The sequence below is a fragment of the Fulvivirga maritima genome (assembly GCF_021389955.1).
Lineage (GTDB): Bacteria > Bacteroidota > Bacteroidia > Cytophagales > Cyclobacteriaceae > Fulvivirga > Fulvivirga maritima.
On sequence record NZ_CP089980.1, the window covers coordinates 1,619,216 to 1,631,567 of the forward strand.

Consider the following 12,352-nt stretch of genomic DNA (forward strand, 5'->3'; position numbering starts at 1 on the left):
CAATTAATCATCACCCCAGTCAAAATAGTCATCTTCTTCAAGTTCTATTTCTGGGGTTTCTTCTTTCCCTTTATTTTTAAAAGCATCTTTCAGCTCTTTTGCTTCCTTTTTAATATCACTTACAATTTTCTTCTTCACACTTTCTTTATCATAAAGCACCAGGTAATCTGAAGTATTCCCTATTATTTTAAGATAAAGCATTGTACGGCCGCTGTCGTCTTCTTCTATTGCTCCGAAGGCCTCATCCCTGTCTATCTTTTTCTTGCTTCTGAGAGGCGCTATTACACGATAATCGATATTCTGATCGAAGGTATGTATACCACTGATCTTAATGTCTGTAACATTGGTAGAAACTTCCATCTGTGGCAGGTAGATTTTTTTATTTTCTATATGAATATCATTCCTCAATTCTGAGAAAATAAGATGATCAAGCTTATCTTCATCAAGGTACTTAGACAAGCGCTGCATAGGCTCAAAATTATTAAGTTGCCCGCCAATAATTGTGGTGCTAATATTACTTACCAAGCTTCCCGGATAGAGGTGCAGGTTATCACTAAAGGTCATGCTGGCCTGCACATCTGCCTTAATTTTGCCTTTAAGATGTTTGTCTTGCAAAAAATCTTGATTGAAATTTTCAAAAACGTAAAAAATACTATCCACATCAATATTATCAAGCGCAAAAGAGGTGTTGACCCTGAGCAGTTTATCATAAGAGGCATCTACTTTGCCATCTAAGGTAATGCTGCCACCCATAGCATTAAATTGGATGCGGTTAGACTGGGCCACCTCATTTCTTACTATGAGATCTCCCTTAATATTTGTAGGATTAAATCTTCTGAATTTTAATTGATCCACATCACAATCAAACTTTAGCACCAGTTTAGGGGAGATGGTAAATTTATATTTCGAATCACTTTCCTCTCCAGGATTGGCGGCCAACAGCTCATCCAGATCTATGAACTTAGAGCGCAGGTCTGATTCTATACCTACCGGTTCATTTTCAAAAAGCAAATAGGCTATTATATTTTTAAAGAAACCATTGAGTAAAAAATCACTATTACCCAACTTACCTGAGACATCACTTAGTGCAAGGTCATTATTGTTAAAAAGAAGATTTCCAGAAACATTATCCAGCTTCAAAGGGTAGTGTGATAATTTTAAAGTGAGGGCATCTAAATTAATATCTCCTGTGGTTTTAAACCTGCCTGAACTGGCCTTCTTCTGCAAGTCCTTGACCTGTCCTTCAAAATTAAGGTGCGCATCTAACTGACCACTACCGGCTTGAACACTCTCCGATTTGTAAAACTTAAAAACAGATTCCAGATCGAGCTTTCCTTCAAAATTTCCCTTTACGTAAGGAGTATTGAAATTTTTGAGATACAGGTTAGCCTTAAAATTATGATCTTCCACCACTCCATTAATATCCTTTAAGTCTAAAACGGAATTATTAATATTGTTGAGATCTGTGGCTATAAAAGTACCTCTTAACACAGCATGAGTAACCTTCACCCGCGTATCAGGATGATAGAGCTCACTGTCATTAAGCCCAAAGTTTATAGTCATTTTAGGCGATGTTTTCTCTCCTATCTCACCATCAAGAATCATAGAAAAATATACCTCCCCTTTGCTTTGGTACTTATCAAAGTCCTGCACCATGGTGTGGGGCAGTATAGAAAGCAAGGTCTGTATATCAGTATCTTTTCCATCTACATTCAATGAAATTAGCTGCTTTTCTAAAAACTGATAGGTGCCTTCTACAGCAAAGTCAGAAGAATTAACAGTGATCACAGAAGGCCTGATAAGTAAATCTTTTAATTCATCATTATATTTTAAATCCGCTTCTACTTGAGTCTGTTTATTTTCTGCCCACACAGTATTATTCACACTCACATGGTTAACGGCTACTTTACCTTCTGCGAGAATATCATAAACGCGCCCTACGGCATTTAGCCTGGCAGTAAGAGATGGGGTAGTAAAATCTAAATCAACATTTCTAAGCTGATTCTGATATTTAAAAGTGGTTTCCTCTAATACAATTTTTGATAGATCTACCTTAACCGTTTGAGTAGTAGCTGTAGTATCTGGCTGTTTGAAGATGTCATAATTTATATTTCCGTTTTTATCCATCTTCAAATGGAAGAAGCCTTTTTTAATAAAAACTTTTTCTACGGTATAATTTTTTCTAAAAACAGCGATGGGATTAAAAGTGAAATCAATTTTTTCGGCCTGCAAAAGTGGCGCACTACTTTTGTCAAAACTTTCTTCAATATAAACACCATCAAAAGTGAGAGAGATAGAGGGGAAGTTTTTCAACGAAGAAACACTTATTTTATCTACATGTACCGGAGTGTTCAAACTCTTATTGGCTTCCCTGATAAAGTGGTCTATCAACCGATCTCTATACAAGTAAGTAGCTAATATACTGGCTGTTACCACTACCACCACGGTAAGCACCAGGTAAAATATAATCTTCTTTACTACTCTTTTTATGTCCAATGAAATATGGCTTAAAGCTAATCTAGTTCGAAAGCTACGTTATTCGCTCAAAAACATCAAACGTAATGCCAGCAGAAAAAATTTATTATTTTTTTAACTGCAATGTTTGCAAAAATTAAAAAGTTAACTACATTTGCACTCCCATTCACAAACAGTGAAACACTAAATGAAAGGGCGCTTAGCTCAGCTGGTTCAGAGCATCTCGTTTACACCGAGGGGGTCGGGGGTTCGAATCCCTCAGCGCCCACAAAAAAGGCAGTCAAATTTGACTGCCTTTTTTCATTTAAAAGAGCCTTTCTTCTTAAGAGATAAGACAAATCCACGAAGTGGCATTATTCAAACTTTACTTTTCATAAAAAGCTTATCTGTCTTTATTATCCACGGTAAAGCATAAGCATATATGAAGTGAAAAGCCTATCCATTATGCTATTCCTAATTGGATATCCTTCTATTTTCTAAGCCAAGGTTTAATAAGGAAAGAAGATAATGTTTGCACAAATTAAAAAGTTAACTACATTTGCATTCCTATTCACAAATGGTGAATCAAAAAAAGAAAGGGGCGCTTAGCTCAGCTGGTTCAGAGCATCTCGTTTACACCGAGGGGGTCGGGGGTTCGAATCCCTCAGCGCCCACAAAGAAAAGGCAGTCAATTATGACTGCCTTTTTTTATTTATAGGAATCCCGTTTTTCTGATTCAGATATAATTTGCTGATTTTAAAATCACAAATTACGATATCACTCCAATTCCTATTGATCTTTTAAAGCTTCTACCGGATTAGCTTTTGCCGCTTTATAGGTAAGATAAGAAAGTGTAAGCCAGGCAATCATTACCAATAATGCGCCTGACAGCACAAACACCAACGGATTGATTTCAATTTTGTAAATAAAGTTATTTAACCATTTTTCAGATAAATACCAGGCCAGGGGCACAGCAATAATAATTGCCAATATTATCAGCTTAGAAAAATCTTTCAGCAATAAAGCCAGCACAGAAAAAACTGATGCTCCGAGTACTTTTCTAATCCCCACCTCTTTAGTTCTGGTTTCAAAAGACAAACTAGCCAAGCCAAACAACCCGAAACAAGCAATAAGTATAGCAATAAAAGAAAAGCCACTAAAAATCTTGGCCGTTTTTTCTTCAGACAAATACTGATAGCTTAAGTCATCAGAAAGCACACTGTATTCAAAACCAAAACGATCTATATAATTACCCCACAGCTCACGGATTTGAGCTATGGTATTTTGATAATTATCGCCTTCAATTTTCAAAAGCATATAATTATAGTCTTCAGCATATTTGAGCACCAGCGGTTTCACCTCCTCATGTAATGATTGATAATTGAAATCCTTCACCACACCTATAATGGTTTGCTTCATTAATCCTCCCCCGGTATGGCGCTCCCACATAACCTCCTTACCCACAGCATTTTCCAGGTTTAGTGCTTTTACTGCTGCTTCATTAATAACAATAGCATCTTCAGCATCCGTGCTTATATTTCTAGAAAAACTTCTTCCTTCTTTCATTTCCAAACCCAAGGTTTTCACTAATTCATCATCACTAAACATTTCTGAAATGTTAATAATATGCTGCGGATTAGAAACCTCATAAACAGAATGCTGATTAAACTGAAGTCCCGGAACATTAGACATACCTGAGACAGCCTCTACACCTGAGATTTTTTTGAGCTCATTTTTCATGGCAAAAAACTGATCATCCAGATCGTCATTCTTCAAAGGAATATTGAGAATTCGACTTTTATCAAAACCGAGGTCTTTATTTTCCATAAAATACAATTGATTATTAATGATGATGCTACCCGTAATAAGCACCATAGAAATCAGAAATTGAAAAACCACCAGTCCACTCCTAAACCAAACCCCTGATGGCTTCACTTTTTCTACACCTTTCATGCTCACCACCGGATGAATGGAAGACAAAAACAGCGCAGGATACAGCCCAGCTACCAAACCTACAAAAGCACCCGTACCCACCAGCAATAACAAAGAGAACGGATGATGAAGATAATGAGTCTGCAACTGCTTACCCGTAACATAATTAAACCCGGGAAGTGCCACTTCCGCCAACAGCCCTGCCAAAATAATCGCAATGACCGATATCAATAATGACTCACCCAGGAACTGCCATGAAATCTGACTTTTATGCGCGCCCAATGATTTCCGCACACCTATTTCCTTAGACCGCCCTACTGATTGAGACGTACTCAGATTCATGAAATTAACACAGGCAATAATTAGAATGAGCAAAGCGGCTGTAACCATAATATACACATACTCAATATTACCATTAGGCTCTAACTCCCACCGAATATGTGATTTCAAATGTATATCTGTAAGCGGATCTAGGGTAAAGTGCATTTGCCCCTGAGCAATTCGCTGCAAGGTTTCATCTGACCAGTCTACATAATTACGAACCCAAGTTAGTAGCTGTCCTTCCAGTTGCGCAGCATCAGCATCCGCTTTTAATTTGATATAATTATAATGACCAAAATCATCCCAGGTATAAAAGGCATCATTAGGATTCATGGCCTTGAGCGTAACGTAAGAAAGCAAAATATCGAAATGAAAGTGAGAATTATGAGGCACATCTTCAAAAATCCCCTCTACCTGAGCCAGCGTTTTATCATCATTAAAAGAAAGATATTTACCTACCGGATTTTCACCTTCAAAATATTTATGAGCATAGCTTTCAGAAATCAGCACGCCACCCACATTTCTTAAAACCTCATTTTTATTTCCATGAATAAGTTTAAAATCAAAAACTTTGAAAAAAGTGCTATCCACCCCCAGAATGCCACGCTCATCATAAACTATATCATTTTCAGGATTTTTAACAGAAAACACTCTTTTAGTTAATCCTGCGCCCCAGAGCGGCGTCAGTGAAGTAGCCTCCAGCACTTCAGGATAATCTTGCTTCAAAGCCAGAGCCATAGGGTGTGGCGTTCGCGTTTGAGGCACATCTCCATACCATTCTATACGATAAATATTACCAGCATGAAATCGGTCATAGCTCCACTCATCCGCCACATAAAGTGATATGAGTATGACACAAGACAAGCCAAAAGCAAGGCCAAGAATATTAATCAAGGCATATAACTTGTTTTTAAGCAGGTTTCTAAAAGCTATTTTTAAGTAGTTTTTTATCATATTCTTAAGTGTTTCCTCCTCAATATGCCAATAGCATACCCGATTATATATATTACTGAATAACAGATAATTACATAATATACAGAGGCACAATTTCGCCAACCTGTTCCATTATGAAACATAAATTTGTTCCAGATGAGAACAACTTCTATCTTCATCATAAAAATAAGCTTCTAAAATAAATGAACCGGCTGACCGCTAATATTTTAATTATTGATGACGACCTAGATGTGCTGCACTCTGCCCGGATGGCATTAAAACCCATTTTCACTCAAATCACCGCAGAGAGTCAACCCCAGCAAATCAACTATCTACTCAATCAAAACGTGTATGATGTCATTCTGCTAGACATGAACTATACCACAGGAGCTACCAGCGGCAGAGAAGGCCTCATGTGGCTTCAGAATATCATAGACAAAAAACCCACGCAGCAAGTAGTGATGATCACCGCTTATGGCGACATAAAGTTAGCTGTAGAAGCCATGAAAATAGGAGCTACCGATTTTGTGGTGAAACCCTGGGATAATGAAAAGCTACAAGCCACCGTACGTGCGGCCTATCAGCTGAGCCAATCACAAAGAGAAGTGAAACAGCTACGAGAAAAGCAGTCAGGCATGAAAGCCCTTCTTAACCAACCCGGAGTAGAAATAATAGGACAATCACCTACCATGAAGGAGCTGTTTCGCATGACTGATAAAGTAGCCACCACAGATGCTAATGTTATCATTTTTGGTGAAAATGGCACCGGAAAAGAGTTATTAGCTCAGTTTATCCACGAAAAATCAGAAAGGCGAGAAAATGTATTTGTAAAGGTAGATCTGGGCACTATTAGCGAGAGTTTATTCGAATCAGAAATGTTTGGCCATACTAAAGGATCCTTTACAGATGCCAGGCAAGATAAAATTGGCCGGTTTGAATTAGCGCAAGGAGGCACCTTATTTCTTGATGAAATTGGCAACTTGTCTTTGCCGCTTCAAGCGAAACTACTAACAGCTATTCAGCACAAAACTATCACCAGAGTAGGCTCCACTACCCCCATAAGCATTGATTGCCGTATTATTTCCGCCACCAATAATAATCTTTTTGAAATGGTAGAGAAAGGCGAGTTTAGGGAAGACTTACTTTACAGACTCAATACCGTGGAACTCATGGTGCCAGCATTAGCCAAAAGGCCGGAAGACATTCCTTTACTAGCAGATCATTTTATTCAAATATTTGCAAATAAATACCGTAAAGGCGCCATGAAACTCAGCCGTAAGAGCTACGACTTACTGAGCAAGCATCTTTGGCCGGGTAATATCAGGGAGCTGCAACATGCCATGGAAAGAGCGGTAATCATGAGCGACGAGTCCACACTGCAGCCACACCATTTTTTACTACAAAGCTCCAAGCCCAAAGTCAGCCCTTCAAATTCAGTGAACTTAAATGAAATTGAAAAAGAAACCATAGAAATTGCTATTGCGAAACATCAGGGAAACATTTCCAAAGCAGCCAAAGAATTAGGCCTGGGACGCACCACCATTTACAGAAAAATGGATAAGTATGGCATAAAGTATTAAAACATGAATTTTAAAAACTTTAGAATTTTCGTAATTACAGCCGTAGCCCTTATAATAATTCTGGCCTTTGGCATAGCATACACAATCATTTATACAGAATGGATTTTCACACCGCTAGCATTAGCCATAATACTAATGGCCACAAGCATCTACCTGATAAGACACACCGAAAAAACGAATATTAAACTCACCCATTTTTTGCTTTCCATTAAGCAAGGAGGCTTTACCTCTACCTTTTCAAAAGGCAAAAGCAATCCGACTGACGCACAATTGAATTCTGCTTTAAATGATATTATTCAGGAATTTCAAAAAATCAATTTAGAAAAAGAAAGGCAATTTCAATACTTAAAAACCCTCAATGAAAATATAGGAGTAGGGTTAATAAGTTATGCCGAAGATGGCAACATTGAAATGATAAACCCGGCAGCCAAAAGTTTATTACAAAAGCCCTTAATCAGAAGTATTAGTGACTTAAAAACCATTGACAGCAAGCTCCATGAAACCATCAGCCATTTAAAAGCGGAAGAAAAAAGAGTAATTAAAACTTATATAGGTCAGGAAACACTGCAGCTCTCTGTGCAGCTCAAAGAGTTTATAATAGACCGCAAAAAGGTAAAGCTACTACTGATACAAAATTTGCTTTTTGAATTGGACCAAAAAGAAGTTGAAGCATGGCAAAAACTGATCAGTGTGCTTACTCATGAAATCATGAACTCTGTAACCCCAATTGCCTCACTTAACAGCTCAGTGAATCAATTGCTACATCAGAATAACCAGCAGCAACTGTCACCAGATGACCGCGAAGACATTTATTGCAGCTTAGACACCATTGAAAAGAGAAGCAAAGGACTTATTAAATTCATTAATGTATATAAAGATTTCTCTAAGACACCCGAGCTTACTTATAGCAGATTCAACCTGATCAGCATTGTCAATCGTCTACTACAGCTCCTGGCTCCTGATATGGAAAAAGCGAAAGTGCAGCATGAGCTACATTGTTCTTCAACAGAAATAAAAATATGGGCAGATCAACAGCTCATAGAGCAGGTAATTATTAACCTACTAAAAAATGCTCTGGAAGCTGTAAAAGAAACTGAAAAGCCATTAATAAAAATAAATATAGAAGCCGCAATTAATAAAACCAGGATCAGCATAACTAATAATGGCCCCTGGATACCCGCCGAAGAGCTGGAAAAGATATTCATACCGTTCTATAGCACAAAAAAAGGAGGCTCTGGAATAGGTTTAAGCCTCGCCAAGCAAATTATGAAATTGCATCGAGGCAATATACAAGCCTACTCTACAGAGAATGGAAACTCCACCTTCACTCTCACCTTTTAACTAATTGAATATTACCATAAAATCCATACAAATGTTAATAACTATGTGATTATCAATATAAATATGTGGATAAACTTGTGATTATAGATATAAATAAAGGTGGAAAAGTTGTGAATAATACAACTTAATGAAATTTGGACTGCAAAGATATTATTACGACCTTAGATATACCAAGTAAGAGATAAGCTTGACTGCTACAAAAGAGTAGCGGATGAGTAATGTGGACTTGCTAAATATTTACACAAAGGGTTAAGGTACATACTGATAGCCTGAAAAGACTAAAGTCACCAGTTGAAAATATTTAATAGAACTGTCTGAAGCACTATCTAGTATAGAAATTCAGATTTTCGCAGAATGGTTAAAGGAGTCAGGACGCAATGTTTATGACTTGAAATAACTAAAGTTACAGAAAGCATTTTGTGAGAGTATGGCGCAAGCTGTATAGTTTGAGAGAACACAAGAAAGTTAGATTCAGTACCATTCCATCGTGGGTGGCTCGCTGATGAAGCTAAGTGAACAGTAGCTTGGCACAAGCACCTCTACGGAGGCACTTGTGAAATGGGAATTCTTGAAAAAAGGGTTCCCATTTTTGTTTTACTCTCACCCTCCTCGCTTGCCACACAATCTGCTGAATTTCTCTATGTTATTGTTTACTTTTGCAGCGAGCACAACAAAAGGACAGTACTATCAAAAAATTCGATATACCCGAGTATTATAAATCTTCCATAACAGGCAGAATAAAGGAAGCACGCAGAATTCTTGATCCGCGCAAAAAGGATTTCACCCCCACCGAACTAGATTTCGGACCGGTTAAATTTTACATTGCCCGGCATTTTGGCTTTTGCTATGGTGTAGAAAATGCCATTGAAAAAAGCTACAAAGCGCTAGAAGATAATCCCGATAAAAAGGTATACCTGCTTAGCCAGATGATTCATAATCAGGAAGTTAACAGAGACTTACAATCAAAGGGTATAGAATTTATTATGGATACTGATGGTACACAGTTTATTCCGTGGGAAAACCTTAAGCCTGAAGATATTGTGATCATACCTGCTTTTGGCACCACATTGGAGATAGAGCAAAAGCTTGAAAATATTGGTATAGAAATACAGAAATACAATACTACTTGTCCTTTTGTAGAGAAAGTATGGAAACGATCTGCCAAGTTGGGAGAGGAACAGCATACTATAATTATTCATGGCAAGCACAACCATGAAGAGACCAGAGCTACTTTTTCGCATAGTGCAGAAAAAGCACCCGCTGTAATTGTTAAAAACCTGAAAGAAGCAGAGTTACTGGGAGAAGTGATAAAGGGTAAGATCAGCAAAAATGAATTTTATGAGCTCTTCAAAGGCAAATATTCTGATGGCTTTGATCCTGAAATTCATTTTAACAAGGTGGGAGTGGTAAACCAAACCACCATGCTCGCTACAGAAACTCAGGAAATAGCCGATTACATTAAAAATGTAATTATAGAATTGTACCCTGAAGATCATAAAGAGCATTTCGCAGACACCAGAGACACGCTCTGCTACGCTACTAATGATAATCAGGATGCTACCTATGGCCTGCTAGAGCAAGAGGCTGACCTGGCACTCATTGTAGGTGGATACAACAGTTCGAACACCTCGCATATAGTAGAGCTATGCGAAAGGAAATTCCCTTCTTACTTTATCAATTCGGCCAATGAAATAATATCTCGCCAAGAGATTAATCATTTTGATTATAAGAACAAAAAGGAACTTAGAACACAGGCCTGGCTACCCGAAAATGAACCGCTGAAAATAGTGCTCACCAGCGGAGCCTCATGCCCCGACACGTTGGTAGACGAAGTAATGCTTAAGGTATTATCCTTTTTTGAAAACACTATGACCGTAGAAGCTTTATTAGCAAAATTTGAAGTAGAATAACCATACACTTCTTAGGCTGTTAAATTAAGGCATACTTACAAATACTGAGATCTTAGTGCCCATGATTACAGCATATAAACGCTTATTACTTGAATTAGGAAGACATAAGTCGGAATACATACTTTTTATTACCTCACTGATTATTCCGGCAATTATCTGCCTGCTTTCATTAGATGCCTTTCTGGAAATTACAGAAAGAATGAAAGCCGATGAACTCCTTCACTTCGATAATAACGTGACTAACTTTGTATTTCAATACCGAGCTGACACCACTACCCAGTGGGTCACTTTTATTACTAACCTGGGCGATGCGTGGGCCTACTCTATTATAATACCTATCATAGCCGCTTTACTTTATTACCGTGGACATAGATGGAAAGTATCCATTCAGGCCTCTCTGGTGCTAGCCACAGCATTTTTGCTCAATATCACCATTAAGCACTTGTTAGGGCGCCCGAGACCCTTGGAAGCCGTCCGCTTAGTCACTGCACATTCTTACAGCTTCCCTAGCGGACATAGCATGAGCGCTATGGCCTTTTATGGCTTTCTGGTTTACCTCACTTACAAATACATCCCCAATTTATGGGTTAAAATCCTGCTTATTACTGTAGAATTATCGCTTATCATTCTCATAGGACTGAGTAGGGTATATCTGGGCGTACACTATCCTAGTGATGTACTGGCCGGATTTATTGCTGGGTTATTCTGGCTGATTATCTGCATAGTAGTATTTAAGTTTATCAACTTTTACAGACAGCAGCGCGCTAAAAAGCTGGCTCAGGAAAATAAAGCGTAAAGTTAACCTCTTTGCAAAAGGAAGGTGATATACCAGGCATAAGCAATAAGAAAGAAAAAACCTTCCCACCGGCTAATAACCGGCTTTTTACCAATTACCACGGCCAGGATAAGCAGCGTACTGGAAGCTATGATCATAAAAATATCTGCATTGCTGATCACATCATAAGGAATAGGCTTAATAGAGGCGCTCACACCGAGTATCCAGAGTAAGTTAAAAATATTGGACCCCACCACATTACCCACGGCTATATCAGTATTTTTCTTAAAAGCCGCCATAGCCGAAGTAACTAATTCGGGCAGTGAAGTTCCTAAAGCAATAATAGTAAGACCAATAAAGCCTTCGCTCATATGAAAAGCACGGGCAATGGTTACTGCACCATCTACCACCCAAATACCTCCAAAGTAAAGACCCACTATACCTATGACTATAAATATTACCGATTTGGTTATAGGCATTTGCTTAAACTCATCGGAATTAAATTCAGTTCTTTTCTGCTTAGAGACTATATACACATAGCCCATAAAAAGCACAAAAAAGAACAGCAAGATAAAGCCATCATACTGACTGATAATGAAGTCATTAGTTTTACCAAAGAAAGAGGCATTTGCCAAAAAGCCTACCAACAGTGTAGCGGTTAATGAAAATGGAACTTCTATGAAATAGGTGTTTTTAGTGATTGGCAATGGGTTAATGATAGCCGCCACACCTAAAATAAGTAAGATGTTAGCGATGTTGCTACCCAAAACATTCCCCACCCCTATATCAGGATTATCGTTATAACTGGCAATAAGGTTAACCAGTAACTCAGGCAAGGACGTGCCAAAAGACACTATAGTAAGCCCTATGACTATACTGGAAATGTTCAGCCTTCTTCCTATAGAAGTAGCTCCCTCCACCAGTAAATCGGCCCCTTTAATTAAGAAAACAAATCCAACTATAAATAATATATAAACCTGCATATAGACAATATGGTCTTTTTCTTCCAAAAAAGCTTTTAACAAAAATGCCTTTTTTTTAGGGAATAGCTAAAAATTAAGACCAAAAAGAAGATAAAAACTGCCCTTTTTAGTATTCAGGGCAGT

Annotated in this window: 7 protein-coding genes and 2 tRNA genes; 6 read left to right on the forward strand and 3 right to left on the reverse strand. The window is 38.0% G+C overall.

What is annotated here, in order from left to right:
- Positions 1 to 3: 3 nt before the first annotated feature.
- Positions 4 to 2,496 carry an AsmA-like C-terminal region-containing protein gene (locus LVD15_RS06820; protein WP_233779551.1) on the reverse strand — a complete coding sequence of 831 codons (2,493 nt, stop codon included), beginning with the start codon at positions 2,494 to 2,496 and terminating at the stop codon, positions 4 to 6.
- A gap of 172 nt (positions 2,497 to 2,668) precedes the next feature.
- Here LVD15_RS06820 and LVD15_RS06825 point away from each other — a divergent pair.
- Positions 2,669 to 2,743, forward strand: a tRNA-Val gene (locus LVD15_RS06825).
- A 310-nt stretch (positions 2,744 to 3,053) separates the two neighbouring features.
- Positions 3,054 to 3,128 (forward strand) — tRNA-Val (locus tag LVD15_RS06830).
- 115 nt (positions 3,129 to 3,243) lie between these two features.
- On the opposite strand, the gene LVD15_RS06835 is transcribed toward LVD15_RS06830, so the two are convergent.
- Positions 3,244 to 5,661, reverse strand: coding sequence for an ABC transporter permease (locus LVD15_RS06835; RefSeq protein ID WP_233779552.1), 2,418 nt, complete (start codon positions 5,659 to 5,661; stop codon positions 3,244 to 3,246).
- A 182-nt stretch (positions 5,662 to 5,843) separates the two neighbouring features.
- On the opposite strand from LVD15_RS06835, the gene LVD15_RS06840 reads away from it, so the two are divergent.
- The 4 genes from LVD15_RS06840 (at position 5,844) to LVD15_RS06855 (ending at position 11,267) form a co-directional block, all read left to right on the forward strand.
- Entirely contained in the window at positions 5,844 to 7,220 is a 1,377-nt protein-coding gene (locus tag LVD15_RS06840; RefSeq protein ID WP_233779553.1) for a sigma-54-dependent transcriptional regulator, read from the forward strand.
- A 3-nt stretch (positions 7,221 to 7,223) separates the two neighbouring features.
- Complete coding sequence (locus LVD15_RS06845; RefSeq protein WP_233779554.1) at positions 7,224 to 8,561, forward strand: sensor histidine kinase; 1,338 nt, start codon at positions 7,224 to 7,226, stop codon at positions 8,559 to 8,561.
- 686 nt (positions 8,562 to 9,247) lie between these two features.
- Positions 9,248 to 10,471, forward strand: a complete 1,224-nt coding sequence (locus LVD15_RS06850) for a 4-hydroxy-3-methylbut-2-enyl diphosphate reductase (protein WP_233780942.1) — start codon at positions 9,248 to 9,250, stop codon at positions 10,469 to 10,471.
- 61 nt (positions 10,472 to 10,532) lie between these two features.
- Positions 10,533 to 11,267, forward strand: a complete 735-nt coding sequence (locus tag LVD15_RS06855; protein WP_233779555.1) for a phosphatase PAP2 family protein — start codon at positions 10,533 to 10,535, stop codon at positions 11,265 to 11,267.
- A 2-nt stretch (positions 11,268 to 11,269) separates the two neighbouring features.
- Here LVD15_RS06855 and LVD15_RS06860 read toward each other — a convergent pair whose 3' ends face one another.
- Positions 11,270 to 12,271: a calcium/sodium antiporter gene (locus LVD15_RS06860; protein ID WP_233779556.1), complete on the reverse strand. Its 1,002-nt coding sequence runs from the start codon at positions 12,269 to 12,271 to the stop codon at positions 11,270 to 11,272.
- Positions 12,272 to 12,352: the final 81 nt, after the last annotated feature.